Source organism: Nocardia sp. NBC_01327, assembly GCF_035958815.1.
In the GTDB taxonomy this organism is placed as follows: Bacteria; Actinomycetota; Actinomycetes; order Mycobacteriales; family Mycobacteriaceae; genus Nocardia.
Window position 1 is genome coordinate 8,165,464 of sequence record NZ_CP108383.1, and the last position, 17,025, is coordinate 8,182,488.

At 68.7% G+C, this 17,025-nt stretch carries 15 protein-coding genes; 6 read left to right on the top strand and 9 right to left on the bottom strand.

Going from position 1 to position 17,025, the window contains the following annotated elements; genetic code table 11:
• Positions 1 to 79: 79 nt before the first annotated feature.
• Positions 80 to 607, bottom strand: coding sequence for a gamma carbonic anhydrase family protein (locus OG326_RS37725; protein ID WP_327141884.1), 528 nt, complete (start codon positions 605 to 607; stop codon positions 80 to 82).
• A 67-nt stretch (positions 608 to 674) separates the two neighbouring features.
• A complete protein-coding gene (locus OG326_RS37730; RefSeq protein ID WP_327141885.1) occupies positions 675 to 1,472 on the bottom strand; it encodes an alpha/beta hydrolase in 798 nt (265 codons plus the stop codon).
• Positions 1,473 to 2,136: 664 nt separating this feature from the next.
• Between OG326_RS37730 and OG326_RS37735 the strand changes: the two genes are divergently transcribed.
• Complete coding sequence (locus OG326_RS37735) at positions 2,137 to 5,538, top strand: AAA domain-containing protein (RefSeq protein ID WP_327141886.1); 3,402 nt, start codon at positions 2,137 to 2,139, stop codon at positions 5,536 to 5,538.
• A 112-nt stretch (positions 5,539 to 5,650) separates the two neighbouring features.
• On the opposite strand, the gene OG326_RS37740 is transcribed toward OG326_RS37735, so the two are convergent.
• Positions 5,651 to 6,826, bottom strand: coding sequence for an alanine racemase (locus tag OG326_RS37740; protein ID WP_327141887.1), 1,176 nt, complete (start codon positions 6,824 to 6,826; stop codon positions 5,651 to 5,653).
• A gap of 74 nt (positions 6,827 to 6,900) precedes the next feature.
• Positions 6,901 to 7,383 carry a TetR family transcriptional regulator gene (locus OG326_RS37745; protein ID WP_327141888.1) on the bottom strand — a complete coding sequence of 161 codons (483 nt, stop codon included), beginning with the start codon at positions 7,381 to 7,383 and terminating at the stop codon, positions 6,901 to 6,903.
• A 430-nt stretch (positions 7,384 to 7,813) separates the two neighbouring features.
• Between OG326_RS37745 and OG326_RS37750 the strand changes: the two genes are divergently transcribed.
• Positions 7,814 to 8,548 carry a tyrosine-protein phosphatase gene (locus tag OG326_RS37750; protein WP_327141889.1) on the top strand — a complete coding sequence of 245 codons (735 nt, stop codon included), beginning with the start codon at positions 7,814 to 7,816 and terminating at the stop codon, positions 8,546 to 8,548.
• Between the two features lie 170 nt (positions 8,549 to 8,718).
• On the opposite strand, the gene OG326_RS37755 is transcribed toward OG326_RS37750, so the two are convergent.
• The gene (locus tag OG326_RS37755) at positions 8,719 to 9,957 is read right to left on the bottom strand and encodes a class I adenylate-forming enzyme family protein (protein WP_327141890.1); all 1,239 of its coding nucleotides are present in this window, start codon (positions 9,955 to 9,957) and stop codon (positions 8,719 to 8,721) included.
• 133 nt (positions 9,958 to 10,090) lie between these two features.
• Positions 10,091 to 10,885 (bottom strand): enoyl-CoA hydratase/isomerase family protein, encoded by a 795-nt coding sequence (locus OG326_RS37760; RefSeq protein ID WP_327141891.1) that lies wholly within the window; start codon positions 10,883 to 10,885, stop codon positions 10,091 to 10,093.
• A gap of 105 nt (positions 10,886 to 10,990) precedes the next feature.
• Between OG326_RS37760 and OG326_RS37765 the strand changes: the two genes are divergently transcribed.
• Positions 10,991 to 12,016, top strand: a complete 1,026-nt coding sequence (locus OG326_RS37765) for a glutathione S-transferase family protein (RefSeq protein WP_327141892.1) — start codon at positions 10,991 to 10,993, stop codon at positions 12,014 to 12,016.
• An 87-nt stretch (positions 12,017 to 12,103) separates the two neighbouring features.
• On the opposite strand, the gene OG326_RS37770 is transcribed toward OG326_RS37765, so the two are convergent.
• Together OG326_RS37770 and OG326_RS37775 are read right to left on the bottom strand one after the other, a co-directional pair.
• Complete coding sequence (locus tag OG326_RS37770; protein WP_327141893.1) at positions 12,104 to 12,523, bottom strand: VOC family protein; 420 nt, start codon at positions 12,521 to 12,523, stop codon at positions 12,104 to 12,106.
• A 4-nt stretch (positions 12,524 to 12,527) separates the two neighbouring features.
• On the bottom strand, positions 12,528 to 13,367 hold the full coding sequence (locus OG326_RS37775; protein ID WP_327141894.1) for a helix-turn-helix domain-containing protein: 840 nt from the start codon (positions 13,365 to 13,367) through the stop codon (positions 12,528 to 12,530).
• A 263-nt stretch (positions 13,368 to 13,630) separates the two neighbouring features.
• On the opposite strand from OG326_RS37775, the gene OG326_RS37780 reads away from it, so the two are divergent.
• From OG326_RS37780 to OG326_RS37790, 3 genes are all read left to right on the top strand, one after another.
• Complete coding sequence (locus OG326_RS37780; protein WP_327141895.1) at positions 13,631 to 14,350, top strand: hypothetical protein; 720 nt, start codon at positions 13,631 to 13,633, stop codon at positions 14,348 to 14,350.
• Complete coding sequence (locus tag OG326_RS37785) at positions 14,347 to 15,291, top strand: ABC transporter ATP-binding protein (RefSeq protein WP_327141896.1); 945 nt, start codon at positions 14,347 to 14,349, stop codon at positions 15,289 to 15,291. Before OG326_RS37780 ends, OG326_RS37785 begins: the two co-directional genes overlap by 4 nt.
• A 304-nt stretch (positions 15,292 to 15,595) precedes the next feature.
• Positions 15,596 to 16,390 (top strand): ABC transporter permease, encoded by a 795-nt coding sequence (locus OG326_RS37790; RefSeq protein ID WP_327141897.1) that lies wholly within the window; start codon positions 15,596 to 15,598, stop codon positions 16,388 to 16,390.
• A gap of 33 nt (positions 16,391 to 16,423) precedes the next feature.
• Here OG326_RS37790 and OG326_RS37795 read toward each other — a convergent pair whose 3' ends face one another.
• Positions 16,424 to 16,963 (bottom strand): VOC family protein, encoded by a 540-nt coding sequence (locus tag OG326_RS37795; protein ID WP_327141898.1) that lies wholly within the window; start codon positions 16,961 to 16,963, stop codon positions 16,424 to 16,426.
• Positions 16,964 to 17,025 lie beyond the last annotated feature (62 nt).

Genomic DNA, 17,025 nt, shown 5'->3' on the forward strand with positions numbered 1-17,025 from the left:
GATCATCGAGAGGGCTCTCACGGTGGCGACACGCCGCGCAATGCCACCGTGAGAGCCCTCTCGGTGAAAAGGCTTGGTGTTACTTGATTTCGGTGATGCCTCGGCGGTGTCGCTGGGCCAGTTCGGCGTAGTACGAGGGGTTGATTTTCACCCACATTTCGGCGGGGGTGCCCTCGATGGGGCGTTTGACCTGGGCGGGGGATCCGGCGGCCAGGACGCCATCGGGGATGTGCGCGCCGGGCGGGACCAGCGAGTGGGCGGCGATCATGGTGCCACTGCCGATCTTCGCCATGTCCAGGACCGTACTGCCGTTGCCCACAATGGATTCCGCGCCGAGCGTCGCGCCGTGGAAGACCACCGCATGCGCGATGGTCGAGCCCGGGCCGATCTCCACCGGAACGTCCTCCGGTACGTGGATCACCGCATTGTCCTGCACATTCGCGCGCTCGCGAATAATGATCGGGGCCAGATCCGCACGCAGCACCGCGCCGTACCAGATCGACGCTCCCGCCTCGACCCGCACATCCCCGATGAGCGTCGCGGTGGGCGCGATGAACGCCGTCGGATCGACCGTGGGCCGCTTGCCTTCGAATTCGTAGAGTGGCACGCCTGACACCGTAAACGCCCCTCGCCCCGGCGGTTCGAGATCACCGGCCAACACCTGACGCTCGCTGTCAGGAACTCCCCGCCACCGAGCCAACCCAGGCGGCGATATCCGCGGTGACCTCCGCGTGCACCGGCTCGTGCAGCAGATCGTGCCCAGCGTCCTCGTACTCCCGGAACTCGGCGGCCACCCGCCCCGCCCACTCCCGCACCGGCCCCACCGGAGTCCGCCGATCATCCACCCCGTGCACACACAACACCGGAATCCCCTCCGGCAGCACCGGTTCGCGCCCACCCTCGATACCGCGGCCCGGCGCAGTCGAAACACTTTTGCCGCGTGCGGGATTCGACGCGTCCCCGAGAGCGGTCGATGGCTGCGGGTGCGTACCTCCCACGCTGCCACCGGATCGCGCGGCGGCACCGACACTGCGGGGCTCGGTGGCGGCGGCGCCGCGCGCCGACTTCGGGGGTTGGCCTGCGAGAACAGCTTTGGGAGTGCCGCAGAGGATCAGGCCCGCGCACGGCGGGGTGGAGTCGGCGGTGATTGCCGCCAAGGCGGTGGCTGCGCCCAGGGAGTGGCCCATGAGGAAGAGCGGGGGCGGAGAGGGGACGAGAGCGAGGAAGGTCAGTGCGTCAGCCGCCAGTTCGGGGAGGCTGCCGGGGCGCTCGGGATCGCCTTCGCTGAGGCCGTGGCCGGACGTGTCGAGGGTCCAAAGTTCGATCCCGGCGGGAGCGAGGGCTCGGGCGAACCGGTGATAGTGGCCGCTGTGCTGGCCGGTCCCGGGCAGCAGCACGAGGGTCGCCGCCGGGCGATCGAGCGACCAGCGGCGGTAGTGCAGCCGCCCGCGGGCGCCCTCGAAATACGGCATCCGGCGATTATCGCAAGCCCTGGAAGACCACGGATCGGCGGAGCGCAACACAGTTCAGCAACACGGCACGAACGCCAGCGGCGGAACGGAGCCAGCTCAGCGCCATCGCACGAGCGGCGGAGCGCAACGCAGTTCAGCAACACGGCACGAACGCCGGCGGCGGACGGAGCCAGTTCAGCGCCATCGCACGAACGGCGGAGCGCAACACAGTTCAGCGACACGGCACGACGCCGGCGGCGGAACGGAGCCGGTTCAGCGCTATCGCACGAACGGCGGAGCGCGACGTAGTTCGGTGGCGTCACACGAACGCCGGGGGTGGTATCTCGAATGTGGTGAATACGCGCACTGCGATCGGGCGAATCGTCGCGGTGTGCGGCGCGGGTCGAGATTCGGCGGGTGTGTCGACACGCCGGTTCGGGGGTAGGGGGGTTCCGGGCTCCGAGCGGGGCGCGCGGGGCCGGGGCGGGCGAGTCGTGTTGTGTCCCAACATCGCCCGCAGAGCTGGGGTGACGTGCGGGTGGGGTGGGATATGCGGGGGCGGCGCGCGGAGGTGACCTGGCAACACACCCGCGTACAGCGAGTCACTACGCTGTTGCGCGACTCGGCACGCAATGGCGCGCGTCCGAGTCGCGGGTGTCGGCGGAGAGACACAGGAGGGCCGCGATTGATTCTGTTCGGTGATCGTGTCGTGTGCAGCACCGGTGACCTGGTGTCGGCGGCGCGTTGTGAGTTCGCGCTACTGCGCGCGCTCGACGCCGAACTGGGGCTGGTGACGTCGATCGAATACCCGGCGCCCGGTGTACTGGCGCATGCCTGTGATCCGGCGGTGGAGTATCGGCTCGCGGACCTGCGCGATCGGTTCGGTACGGGCGTGGTGCGCGTGCGCGTGCGGGACCGGGCCGATCCGGCGGCGACCACCGCGGCGCTGCACGCCGCGCACGAGCAGACCTTCGCCGCCCTGCGCGCGAATGCCGACGCGGTCGCGGGAGCCGTCGCCTTCGACGGCGTCTTCGCCACCCGCTGCGATTTCCTGGTGCGCGACAACGCCCCCGAAACCCACGACTACCTGCCCGCCGCCGTCGCCACCCGGCATACCCGCCTGCCCGCGCTGCTCACCCTGGCCGCCATCGCGGATGCGCTGCGCGACAATGGCTTCCGGCCCGCCACCCACGCCAGGCTATGGCTGGACGGTATCGCGACCACACATTCGCTCGCCGATATCGCCGTCGTGCACCGCGCCCGCCGCGACCGCCTGAACCACATTCTGGAAGCCAAACTCGGTGAGCTGCTGCCCGTGCAGTGGGGTGACCGCCGCTTCCTCGCCTGCGGCCACTGCCGAGCCTGCACCGCCGAACTGGAATCGCGCCGCGATCTGCTGCTGGTCGCCGGTATGCGCGCCACCACCCGGGCCCAGCTCCGGGACGCCGGCATCACCACCGTGGACCGCCTGGCCGCCGCCGACGCCACCGTATCCGGTGTTCCCACACCGGCTTTCACCGCTCTGCGCCGGCAGGCCGAACTCCAGCTGGAGCGCGAGCACACCGGCCATCCCGCGCACACCCTCATCGATGCCGGCGCCCTGGCCGCGCTGCCCCAGCCCAGCCGGGGCGATCTGTTCGTCAGCGTCAGCGCGCCCGATCGGATCGAGGTGTGGTCCAACTGGTCCGCAGATGGCGTGCACGCCTTCACCATTCGCGGTGAGTGTACGAGCGCCGCCGGCGATGCCGCTGCGGCACAGGATGTCCCGGTCTGGGACGACGATGCCGACGCCCTGCTGGACTTCCTCACCGAACGCCAGTGGGAACATCCCGATCTGCGCATCCACCACTATCGCGGCGAACTGCGCCCCCTGCTCAGTGCGCTCGGCGAGCGTTACCCCGACGGCGAAGACGTAGTGGCCGAACTACTTCCGGCCCTCGTCGACCTCTACCCCATCGTGCGCGCCGCCATGATCGTCGGCGAACGCTCCTACGATGTGCGCCAGCTCCCCCCGAACCGCGCCGCGGGTATGGACACCGCCACCACCGGCGATCCGAATACGCCGTACGCGAGCTACCTCGAAGGCCCGGCGCAGACCCCTGCGGACCGCACCTTATCCGGACCGGCCGATGCGGATACCGGTCCGGGAGCTGTTCTGCGACTGCGAAATTGGCTGACGGAATTGGCGCAGGAGCACGGCGTGCAGCCCGCTCGGCGCATGTCGTACGACTACTGGGAGACCGGGCCCGACGAGGTGGAGGCGGCGCTGCGGGAATTCGCCGACACCGGCTATCGCGATGGGCGGGAACGCACTTCGGCGCAGGTGACGGCGGCGTTCACCGCGGCCGCGCTGGGTTATCACCGCAGGGAGCGGCAACCGCTGCGGTGGGCGCACGATGATCGGCTCGATCATCCGGTCGAGGAGTGGGCCGATGCCCCGGGCGTTCTGGTCGCCGACTGGGGCACGGTGGATACCGACTGGCACAGCACCGGTCAGCGCCCCATGCGCCGATACCTCACGCTCACCGGCAGACTCGGCACCGGCAATGCGCCGCCGCCGGGCACCCGGGTGCTCACGCTGTACGACCGTCCCGTCCCCGGTATGACCGCCATGCCGGGTCGTCGCGCCGCCGCGCACGCCACCGTGCTCGGCTGCTCCCTGGACGCCAATTTCGAGGATGTGGTCCGGGTGGTGGAGCTGCTGCCCGAGACCTGTGAACCCTACGACCAGCTGCCCACCGCCATCGTGCCGTGTCCGCCCGGCCGTAACGAGCATCTGGAGGAGAACCTCGAGGACATTGCGCACCAGCTGCTGGTGACGCTGCCCGAGGTGCCCGAGACCGCGGTCTTCGACCTGCTCGGCGGCCGCCCGCCCCGACTGCGCGAGGGCAAGGCGCTGCCGGAGGTGTTCGGCGACCATGCCGCCGCGGTCACGGCCGCCATACTCGAATTGGCGAATTCGTATGTGGCGGTGCAGGGTCCGCCGGGCACCGGCAAGACCGATACCACCGCCCGCGTGGTGGAAAGACTGGTGACGCGGTACCGGTGGCGGGTCGGCGTGGTCGCGCGCTCGCACCGCGCGGTCGAACATGTGCTGGACGCGGTGGTGCAGGTCGGCGTGCTTCCGGAGCTTGTCGCCAAGGCCGATACCCAATCGGTGGCGCCGGAGTGGCTGCCCATCGACGCGTCGAAGTACGGGCGCTTCCTCGACAATGCCGTCAATGGTGGTGTGGTGGGCGGACTTCCGAGCGATTTCGCCGATCCGGAACGGATTTCCCGAGACAGCCTGGACCTGCTGGTGATCGCCGACGCCGGGAAATTCCCGCTGGCCGATGCCGTCGCGGTCGCCGTCTGCGCCCGGAACCTGCTGCTGATAGGCGATCCCGCACCCGGCGCCGGGCAGGGCATGCATCCGGCGCCGGTCGACGATTCGGCGCTGGGCAGGCTGGTCGGCGCGCACCGGACCCTGCCCGCAGTCTTCGGCTACTTCCTGGACCGCACCTGGCGCATGCATCCGCGCATGTGCGGCCCGGTCTCGCGGCTGCGCTACGACAATCGCCTGCGCTCCAATGAAACCGTCACGCTGGCAAGGGATCTCGAAGGCATCGCCCCCGGTGTGCGCACCGTGACCGTCGAACATCACGGCAACAGCACCGAATCCGCCGAAGAGGCCCGCGAAATCGTCCGCCAGGTCCGCAATCTGCTCGGTCTGCCGTGGCAGACCGGCGCGGTCACCCGCCCCCTGCATCCGCACGACATTCTGGTCGTCGCCCCGTATCACGCCCAGGTCGCGCGCATCCGAACGCTGCTGTCCCGCGCCAGGATCGAAGACGTCCTGGTCGGCACCGCCGATCACTTCCAGGGTCGCGAAGCCGCCGTAGTCCTGGTCTCGATGACCACCTCGGCCCCCAAGGACGCCCCGCACGGCATCGGCACGCTGCTCTCGCGGCACTGGCTGACCAGCGCCATCTCCCGCGCCATGTGGTCGGCCGTCATCGTCCGCTCACCGCTGCTCACCGAATACCTGCCGACGACCACAGCAGAACTCTCCGACCTGGCGGCAGTGCTCCAACTCGACCGCGTCTGACCTCGGACACGCGCCCCGTCATCCCGGCATGCTTTTGGCCGGGATCTCCTCCAGCACAGTGGATTCCGGCCAAGAACGCGCCGGAATGACGTGGAGGCTTCGCGCCAGGCGATCAGCCGAAATTCTGGCCTTCGCCGCGGTAGGTCGGCACTTCGATGCGGGTGCCGTCGGCGTCGACCAGGTTCACCTGATTGAACCGCTCGCAGAGCTCCCCCGCCTTGGCGTGCCGGAACCACACGCGGTCGCCGATGGCGAGACCCTCGGCGCCGGTGAGCGGGGTCTGCACCTCCCCCGCACCCTCGGTGCCGATCAGGCTCAATCCCTTGGGCCACACCGGCTTCGGCACCCGGGAGGCGCCGGTGGGACCGGAGGCGATATAGCCGCCGGAGAAGACGGTGGCAATGCCCGGGGCGGGGTGCCGCAGCACCGGCATGGCGAAATACATTGCCGGGCGCGGAGCCAGATTGCGATAACCGTCGAAGAGGGTGGGCAGATAGAGCCCGGACCCGGCGGTCACCTCGGTGACATTCGCATCGGAAATGCTGACCTCGATGGAGCCGGTGCCGCCGCTATTGACGATCTCCAGCTCACCGACCTCGGTGCGCACCGCGTCCAGCACCTGCCGGCGGCGCCGCCCGATCTCGAAGGCGGACGCCTTCTTCACCAGTCGCACAGCGGGATTCGTATCCGGCAGCCCGGCGATCTGCGCCTCGTAGGTCATAACGCCGACCACGCGGAAACCGCGGCGGCGGGCGGTACCGGCCAGTCGCCCGGCCTGTTCGGGCGTGCGAATGGGCGAGCGGCGCACACCCAGGTGCAGCGGCCCGATGCGCAGCGAGGCGTCGACATCGATACACACACGGGAAGAAGCCTTTTCGCCGACGGCGGCGCGAATCAGGTCGAGCTGATCGACATCGTCGATCATGAGGGTGATGGAGTCCAGCAGCACCGGATCGGCGGCCAGCTTGGCCAGCGATCCGCGATCGGTGGTCGGATAACCCAGCAGAATGTCGCGGGCCCCGAGCCCGGCCAGCCAGAGGGCCTCCGCGAGCGAATAGCCCATGATGCCGGCGAAGCCGCCGGACCTGGTCAGGTCGCTGCCGAGCACCTCCTGGAGGACGGCGCGGCAGCGTACGGATTTACTGGCCACCCGCACGGGGACCCCGCGCGCACGGCGAACCAGGTCGACCGCATTGGCGCGCAGTGCGGCCAGGTCGAGGGCAGCCAGCGGCGGATCCAGTTCGGCGGTGGCCGCGTGCAGGCCGGAAATCGGCGACGTTTCGGTCACCAGTTCATTCGATCACGAAACTGGTCATGCGTCCAGCAATTGGGTGAACGCACAGGAACTTCGAATCGGGCCCGTCAGAGGTCGACGGCCTTGGTGGACACGTAGGACACCAGATCATCCAGCACGACCAGCGATATCTCGTCGTCGCAGTCGGCCAGCCAGCGCAACACCATCCCCTGGATGACGGCCACCAGATAGGCGGCAATCGCATCCACCGGCTCCAGCCACTGCGTGCCCGAACGCTTGGAACACATCTCGAGGAACTCGGTGACATCCGCATCGAGCCCGCGGAACATGGCCGAGGCCTGCAGATCGGGCACACAGACGCCCCCGCCGCCTTCCCAGCGGCGGCGCAGAATCACCAGCGTGGACTCGTAGGCACGAATCTGCCGCTCGGGTGAGGATTTCAGCATCGGCCACAGCGCGCTCACGCCCGCATGCAGCAGCACTCGTAACGCGCGACTACCGGTGATATCGAGCGATGCCGCCGCCTTCTCGATGGCCTCTGCCATGGCCGGACGCAATCCGACCTGGACGATTTCTCCACTAGCGCTCAACTACAACTCCCTATAGCGAAAGAACTCACACAACTAGGTTGCGGAGCTCGCTCAACGGGTTTGCAGATCAGCACTGACCCCCGAGCATGACCCGGCGTACCCGTTCAACAGGTATCAACGATACGTCGTTTTCTGGGTGCATGACCAGCTTTGATAGCCGATTTCGTACCGGAAGAATGTTTCGTTACCTAATCGGAACTCGCTCGCGATCGAATAGGAATCGCTGAATTCCCGAATCGCCCGGTGAATCGGACATTAGAACCGATCGGTATTTTACGGACTTCGGTTCGCTCAAAGATACCGACTGTGCCCGAGCCCACAGGGCCGAACCGCACGGCGTATGCGCAACGCGCCGCTCACGACACGGAATTCACGTCCGGTGAGCGGCCAGGACACCTCCCGTTCGGGCGCCCACCGATAGCCTGTCGGGGTGACTTCAGCGCGGCACGATCCGTTCCTGCTCACCGGCACCTTCAACTTCCGCGATGTGGGCGGGGCCCGCACCACGGCCGGCAACCACATCCGCAGTGGAGTACTGCTGCGCTCGGCCCAGCTCAGCAGGCTCGACGCGGAAGGGCATGCCCGCATGCTCGAACTCGGCATCACCGATGTGCACGATCTGCGCGGGCACGCCGAAATCGACTACATCGGCCACGACGTGCTCCCGGAGCAGGTCCGGCTGCATGTGACGCCGTTCGACTCGCACATCGGCGAGACCCCGCCGAACGAAGCCCGCAATCCGGCCACCGCCGGCCTGCACATGGTGGAGGTCTACCGGCTCTTCCCCGCCATGCCCGAGGCGCACACCGCCATCAAGGCCCTGGCCGACTCCGTGCTCACCGGCACCGCGCTCGTGCACTGCGCCGCGGGCAAGGACCGCACCGGCTGGTCCGTCGCCACCCTGCTGCGCGCCGTCGACGTCCTCGAGGAGGACGTTTACGCGGACTACCTGCTCAGCAATGACGCCGTCCCCACCCTGCGCGCCTTCATGGCCATGGAATCGGACGAAGAAATCTCCGACGACCTGCTCGGCGTCCGCGCCGACTACCTCGACACCGCCACCAGCGCCATGAACGACATGTACGGCGACCTGGACGGCTATCTGTCCCGCATCGGCATCACCGCCGATCAGCGCGCGGCCCTCCGCGCCCGCTTCGTCGAATGAGCGCCCGCTTCGTCGAATGAGCGCCCGCTTCGTCGAATGAGCCACTGAACCAAGATATTTCGGCACTATCGCGTCATCCCGGCATGCGTTCGGCCGGATCCACACACACGGTGCATGCACGGCCGGTATGGATCCCGGCCGAAGCGCGCCGGGACGACGAAAGCCTGCCGCTAGTCGGCGGGGGCGCGGCGGACGAGGCCGTCCGGATCGATGCTGACGTGGTTGCCGGTGTGGAACCACGGGCCGGTGAAGCGGGATCGGGTGGTTTGCGGATCGTTCCAGTAGCGGGGCGCGACATTCGGCCCGCGGCAGAGCAATTCGCCGCGGCCGGCGTCGGCGCGAGGGCCCCAGAGGGCGAGTTCGGTTCCGCCGAAGGCGAATCCGAGCACATCGCGGGCGGCGGCGCCGTCATCGCGGGCCAGGCCGATGCCACTGGTCTCGGTGGCGCCCCAGACCGACCACTGGCGGGCCTCGGGGAAGATTTCGCGGAGGGTGGCGGCGACCGAATCCGAGGCGGCGGGATCGGCGGCGGCGAGTTCGGCGCGATGGCCGGCACTGCACACCTGGCGGACGTGATCCAGGCGCAGACCCGCAAGTTCCGGCAGCAGGCCCGCAAAGATTCTGGGGGTGGCAGAAACCATGTCTATTCGTTCCGCGACAAGGGTTTCCGCGACGGCCGCCCGGTCCGGGACCAGGACCACCGTGCCGCCCACCGCGAAGGTCGGCAGCAGCTGGTCCACCACACCGCTGGCATGCGCCAGCGGCAGCAGCACCAGATTGCGCAGGCCCTCGGTCGGCAGGTCCAGCGCGCCGACCACGGATCGGATTGCGGAGAGCAGATTTTCGTTGGTCAGCTCCACCCCGCGCGGGCCGGTCTCGGCGCCCGGACTGGTGTAGCAGAGCAGGGCCAGCTCACCCAGGGACGCACCGTCGTCGATGAACGCGGCGCCATCGGGCAGCGCCTCCAGATAACCGGCCGCGCTACCGCCGCCGTCCAGGATGTAATCGGCGGCGGCATCGCGAATCACACGCTCCGCCACCGCATCCGGAAGTCCGTCGTGCACCAGCACCGGCACCGCGCCGGACAGCAGCGCACCCAGGAAGGCCTGCACCCAGCGCACCCCGACCGGCATTCGCACTGCGACCCGGTCCCCGTAACCGATTCCGTGCTCCTGCAATCCTCCTGCTATCCGGGAGGCGGAGTACCAGAGTTCGCGATAGGTGAGGCGGGGGCCGCCGATCTCGACCACCGCCTCCCGGGCGGCGAAGGTGTGCACCTGGATATCCAGCAGCTCCGTGAGCGCCGGGGTCAGGTTCCCGTACCGCAGCACGCCATCGGCGCCGCGCGCAAGAGGGTTGGCGCACCAGGCATTTCGCGAGTGCGGGTATTCGACCAGTAACTGCGACATCCGTCCCTCCGAGCGCCTCGAGCCTGCAGGCACCAGTGACTATATGATGCACATCACATGTTTGGGCGGATTGTCGGCAAACGTAGTCGAGCCGTCACGGCGCGGAAACGAATCCGGCGCTCTGGAACGCGGTTCAGCGACCGGTGTAGGTGGCCTTTCCCGGGCCGGCCTCGAGGAAGCTCCGCACCGCGTTCTGCAGGTCCTCGGTGGCGAAGAGCTGGCCCGATACCTGCGGCGTCACCGAATCCGCATGCGCCACACCACCGGAACGCCAGGCGCCGATGATCTCCTTGGTCGCGGCGTGCGCCCGGGTCGGTCCCTCGGCGAGTCGCGCCAGCAGTGCGCGCGCGGCCGTGTCGACGTCCTCGTGCACGGCATTGACCACACCCCAGTCGGCCATGGTCGCCGCGTCGTACAGATCACCGGTCATAACGAATTCGCGGGCGCGACCGGATCCGGCGCGCTCGGCCAGCCGCTGCGGGCCGCCCATGGACGGGGTCAGGCCGACCACCGTCTCCACCAGGCCGAACTTCGCGCGAGGCGCGGCCAGGATGATGTCGCACGCCAGCGCGATCTCGAAGGCCGCGGTCAGGGTCAGACCGTGCGCGGCGAACACGACCGGGCAGGGCAGCGACTCCAGCGGATGGATGATGCGCGCGAACAGCGTCTGCCACAGGTGCGCGCCCTCCGCCATCGACAGTCCGTCGAAGACGTGCACATCGACGCCACCGGACACCAGTTTGCCCTCGGCGCGCAGCAGCACCGCGCGCGGCGGCTCGGCGGCCAGCTCCTCGATATCGGCGGCGATCGCCTCGAACAGCGCCTTGTCGAAGAGGTTCAGCGGCGGGTGGGCGATGGTGAGAATCGCGGCCTGCGCGCCCCCCTCGGTGACGATGCGTTCCAGGCGGGTGGGCTTCGTGTCGGTCATCAACTGAATGTATGCGCAGTCACTTCCCTGGAACAGAGCGGGCTCGCCGCCGACGCGCACCGCCGGCCACCGTCGCGACGGCATCCGATCTGCGAGACTGGGCGGGTGACCACGTCGAAATCGGAGCCAGGCAGCTACGTCGAACCCGGCGAGTTCAAGCGCGATACGAACTACATCACCACGCGCATCACCGCCGACGGGCGTGACGGATATCCGGTCGAATCCGGCCGCTATCGGCTGATCGCGGCGCGCGCGTGCCCCTGGGCCAATCGCACCATCATCGTGCGCCGGCTACTGGGCCTGGAATCGGCGCTGTCCCTGGGGCTGTGCGGGCCCACGCACGATAAGCGCAGCTGGACCTTCGATCTGGATCCCGGCGAGGTGGATCCGGTGCTAGGCATCCATTTCCTGCGTGATGCCTACCTGGCGCGGTATCCCGACTATCCGCGCGGCATCACGGTGCCCGCCGTCGTGGATGTGTCGACCGGGCAGGTCGCCACCAACGACTACGCGCAGATGACCCTCGACTTCTCCACCGAGTGGACCGAATACCACCGGCCCGGCGCACCCCGGCTGTATCCCGAGGATCTGCGCGAAGAGATCGACGTGGTCAACAAGCGCGTCTACACCGAGGTCAACAATGGCGTCTACCGCTGCGGATTCGCCGGTGACCAGGCCGCCTACGACGCCGCCTACGACCGGCTCTTCACCGCGCTGGACTGGCTCACCGAACGACTCTCGACACAGCGATACCTGGTGGGCGACACCATTACCGAGGCGGATGTGCGGCTGTTCACCACGCTGGTCCGCTTCGATCCGGTCTACCACGGCCATTTCAAATGCAATCGGGACAAGCTCACCGAGCTCCCGGTGCTGTGGTCCTACGCCCGCGACCTCTACCAGACACCGGGCTTCGGCGACACGGTCGACTTCACGCAGATCAAGCAGCACTACTACATCGTCCACACGGACATAAACCCCACGCAGATCGTCCCCAAGGGGCCCGATCTGGCCAACTGGCTGACCCCGCACGGCCGGGAAGCCCTGGGCGGCAAGCCCTTCGGTGACGGCACCCCGCCCCCGCCGCCGCTTCTGACCGAACGAGTCCCCTCCGCGCACACCCCGGGCTGACCCGGGCGCAGCACACCCCTCGTCCCGACACGCTTTCGGCCGGGATCCATATCCGCTGCGCCCCAACAGCTTCCGGTGCGAGAGGGTTCAGTGCGACTGTGCGCCCCGGTAGGTGCCGAAGCTCCAGTAGACGCCCTCGGGGTCGCGGCAGGTGAAACCACGGGATTCGTAATCGGTTTCGTCGGTGAGTTCCTTGGTGATCTCGGCGCCTGCCGCCTTGGCGCGGGCGTAGACCGTGTCCGGATCATCGAGGGCGATGTAGACCGAGCCCGCGCCCGGAGGCTGGCAGGCCAGCGCCATGTTCTCGCGGACGGAGCCGAGCATGACGGCGCCGCCGCCGGGCCAGGCCAGCTCGGCGTGATCGACGACGTCGCCCTCGCCGTAGCTGGCGGTGGTCTCGAAGCCGAAAGCCTGCTCCAGGAAGGTGATCGCGGCGCGGGCGTCGCGGTAGACCAGGGTGGGCCACACGACGGTCGCGGTCTTTACTGAGGATGTCGTATCTGTCATGGGATCAGCCTCCTACCTGGGAGGGCAGTTGGTCTTGGACGAATGGGAACTCCTCCCGCTCCCGCCACACCGACGGCGGGAGACCGGCCAGTTCCCGCCATTCGCGGGCCATATGCGCCTGGTCGTAGTAGCCGCAGAGCGCCGCGGTCTCGGCCAGCGACGGGGGTTCGGGGCGGCGCAGCATGGCATGGGAACGTTCGAAACGGGCGATGCGCGCGACATCCTTCGGGCTCACCCCCAGTTCGGCGGTGAAACGATTGACGAGATGCCTTCGACTCCAGCCGATTTCGTCGGCGACCGCGGCTACCCGGACCGCGGTTTCGGGACCGGAGAGCAGATCCCAGGCGTGTGTGAGCTCCGGATCCCACGCCACCGGCAGCAACTGCCGCAGCAGAATTTCATCCAGCACGGTGAAACGCTCAGGCCAGCTAGGAGCCGATCCGAGCCGCTCGCGCAACTCCCCGGCCCGCGGACCCAGTACATCCGCCAGATCGACGATCCAGGAACCCAGCGCCGCCGCCGGAGCCCCGAACAACGCCCGACAACCCTGCGGCGTCAAGGCCAGCTGCACGCCGTACTGATAACCGTTGTGCGCGATCACGCACGGGCGAGTCGTCAGCCCGCTCGCCAACATCTCCCATGCCCCACCCGCCTGCTCCGGATGACAGGACACCTCCACCTCGATCGGCTCATCGATGGTGATGATCACCGTCAGCACCGAACCAGGCATACCCACATGCGTTCCCGGCGCAAAGCCGCGCAGCAAATAGCCCTCGTAACCGAGGACATACGGGCGCAACCGCGGATCGGGCATCCCGCTCGCGCCTTCCGACACACCGACCACACCTCCACCGTAAGCTCCCCCGCCTCTCCGCGCCTTTTGCCGGCCGTTGGGAGCCCAGCAGTCTCGCACCGGACCGGCGGCGGGGTGCCGAGCAGTTCTGGGCGTTCCCCAGGAGTTACCCCGACACTCACCACATCAGTTGTCACGCTGGGAGCTCACACCGCACGCGGGCCGGGTGCGATGTGGAACCGGCATGTCTCGCGGATCGTTGAAGCGGTGCAATAGAGTTTGCAGCGGAGGACCGCGAAGTAAGGGGTGTGTCGATGTTCAAGGCCGGGTTCGAGAAGGCGGTCGTCTCGCTCCTCGACAATGGGGCGCAGGTGCAGGGGCCCGCTGTCACGAAGTATGTGCAGCGGCTGCGGGACACCCATCCCGGTGAATCCCCCGCCCAGATCGTGACGCGCATCGAGAAGCTCTATCTGAACACCGTGACCAGCAGCGGTACCGCGGTCGGCGCGACCGCCGCGATTCCGGGGGTCGGCACCGCCGCCTCGCTCGCTGCCATGAGCGCCGAGACCGCGTTCTTCCTGGAGGCGTCGGCGGTGTACACGCTCGCCGTCGCGGCCGTGCACGGCGTCGCCCCCGAGGATCGGGAACGCCGCCGCGCCCTGGTGCTGGCGGTGGTACTGGGCGAGACCGGTATGGAGATCGTGCAGAAGAGTGTCGCCGGCTCCGCCAAGAACTGGGGCGGACTGCTGGCCACCGGCAAGATCCCCGGCATCGGCGCACTGAACGACACGCTGCTCAAGCGATTCCTGACCCGCTTCCTGGCCAAGCGCAGCGCGCTCATGGTCGGCAAGATCATTCCGGCCGGTATCGGCGCGGCCATCGGCGGATTCGGCAATCGGGCGCTGGGCCACCGCCTGGTCGACAACGCCCGCAAGGCATTCGGCGCACCGCCGGCGACCTGGCCGCAGCCGCTGGTGATCGATGCCGACCCGCTGCCCGCCGTGGAAGCCGCACCCCGGATTCCGAAGCAGTGACCCAGGCCCGACCGCTCGCCTTCGCCGCCGCCGGGCTGAGCAAGACCTTCGGCACCTTCACCGCGGTCGACGACGTGAGCTTCGTCGTGCCCGCCGGCAAGGTGGCCGCACTGGTCGGCCCGCCCGGCGCGGGCAAGACCACGGTGCTGCTCATGCTGCTGGGCCAGCTGACGCCCACTTCCGGCACCGCGCGCGTCGGCGGACCGGGATCCGGCGCCGGACGCGGACGGCAGTCGGTGGGCGCGGTGCTGTCGCCGCGCGGCCTGCACCCGGCGCGCACCGTGCGCGGACAGCTGCGGGTATTCGCCGCTGCCGCAGGCGCTTCCGCGTCCCGCGTGGCCGAATTGCTCGCACTGACCCGGCTCGATGCGGTGGCGGACGAGCGCATCGGAAGCCTGCCGCTCGGTGCGCAGACCCGTGCCGCGCTGGCCATCGCTCTGCTCGGCAACCCGCCACTGCTGGTTCTCGACGACCCCGCCGACGGCCTCGATCCGGGCGAAAGCGCCTGGCTCACCGAATATCTGAACGCCCACACCCGCCGCGGCGGCACCGTCCTGCTGACCTCCCGCACGCTGAGCGCGGCCCTGCCCATTGCGGACGAGCTGATCGTCCTCGATGCCGGCAAGGTCACCTACCAGGGCAGCCCCGCCCGGCTGCGCCGCAGCCACCCGGATCGCCTGCTGGTCAAGGCCTCCAGCCCGATCGCCCTGGCCACCACCCTGGCCGCCCAGGGCTTCACCGATGCCGTCATGCGCCCTGACGGCCGTCTCGCCGTCGCCGAAGCCTCACTGGCACAACTCGAATCGGCCGCGGCCACCGCCCGCGTCCAACTCACCGAAATCACCCCCGAACACATCCACCCCGACCAGGTCCTGGCCGCCCTCACCCGCCCGACCACCACCCCCTACCCCGCGCCGGCCATATACGGAATGCCGCGTTGAACGCACTCCGGCGCACTCCCGAGCCGCGCAGCGGTGCAACAGCTGCCGCTTCGGCCGGGTCGGCGCCGCATGCCCCTGGTCAACGGAATGCAGTGCGACACTCCCGGACCCGCGAAGCACTGCCGCTCCGGGCTTCCGCCAGGCTGCGGATCGTGCCGGCCGATCGGCGTCCGGCCGCGACCAGTGGCGGGCGGCCGAGTCCGGCTGTTGCGGGTCGAATCTCATACGCCACTCCGATCGCGGTTGCTGCCAACTGCGGCACAATTCCCGCGGCGGCTGATGGTTTGCGACGAAAGGACCTTCGATGATTCTGACCGCTGTGCCGGATTCCGTGCTGCGGGCGGCGAATTCGGAGGTGCGCAAGGTGACCTCGCTGCGGTCGAACCGGATACCGGCCGCGGTGCTGGTCGGGGTCGGAGTGGTGGCGTTCGCGGTGCTGGGAATGGTGTTCCAGGAGGCCGATTCCAGTCATAAGCACACATTCCTCGGAGCGGTCGGGCCGGCGGCGGTCGTGGCCGCCGGGGTTCTGCTGCTGGCGGTCGTCCTGTCGGCGATATTCGGAGCGCTGTCGTCGGGGTCGGAATATCGGTACGGGACATTGGCGGTGAACGCGCAGTTCACGCCGGACCGGAATCTGCTGCTCGGCTCGAAACTTGCCGTGACAGCCGGGTTTTCGCTGGCGATCGTGCTGGTGCTCGAGGTACTCGGCGGAGCCGCGCTGGCAGTGTTCGGGCGCGATCGAGTGCACCTCGGCGGTGCGCTGTTCGCCGTTCTGGGCGGAGCGGCACTGGCCGCGGTGTGCTGGTCCGTGATCGGCGCGGCGCTCGGATTCGTCTTCCGTTCGCCGACCCAGGCGATGGCGGCGATGCTCGCGACGGCCGTGCTCGAACCGCTGGTATGGCTGACCGCCCGGGCCGTGGGCTTCGCGGGCTTCGCGACGCTGCTGCCCATTTCGGCCACCGTGGGCACCATGACCGACGGCAGCTACGCCAAGAGCGACTTCATCGCCCCGACCCCGGCCGCCATTGCGGTACTGATCCTGTGGACGGCGGGCGCGGTCGCGGCCGCGTGGTGGATACTCACCACCCGCGACCTCTGACCCGCCCGGCTCACTCAGCCGGCTCCGCGTAACTCAGTCAGCGGAGCGGTCCGCGAAGAGCCGGCGCCAGATCTCGTGATCGGTACGCGGCCCGCCGGGGGTGTCCGCGCCGTACTTCGCGATCAGGCCGGGTAGGTCCAGCGGGGTGGTGGGCGCGGCCATATTCGTCAGCTCCTCCTCCACGGCCGCATCCGGCACCAGCCAGCAGACCTCGAATTCGATGCCGTCCGGATCGGCGGCGTAGAGCGCCTTGGTGGAACCGTGATCGGAGGCCCCGCGCAGCACGCCCGCCCTGGTCAGCGCCTCACGCATGCGCTGCAATTCGGCGAGCGTATTGACCTCCCAGGCCAGGTGGTACAGCCCGATACGCCCGGTGCGGTGCTCGACCGACGGGTCCGGGGACTGGAACAGGCCCAGGTCGTGATCATTGGCCGACCCCTCCGCCTGCAGGAACACCGCGCCCGGGAAACCGCCGGGCAGCCGGCGGAAACCCAGTACCTCGCCGTAGAAGGCCGCCGAGCGCTCCACATCGGAGACGAACAGAACAGCATGGTTGAGACGCTGGATCGGCATGGGTGCGGCTCCAATTCGAGTTGTCGTGGTGCCCTCCAGCGGACCATGCGCGCACCACCGGG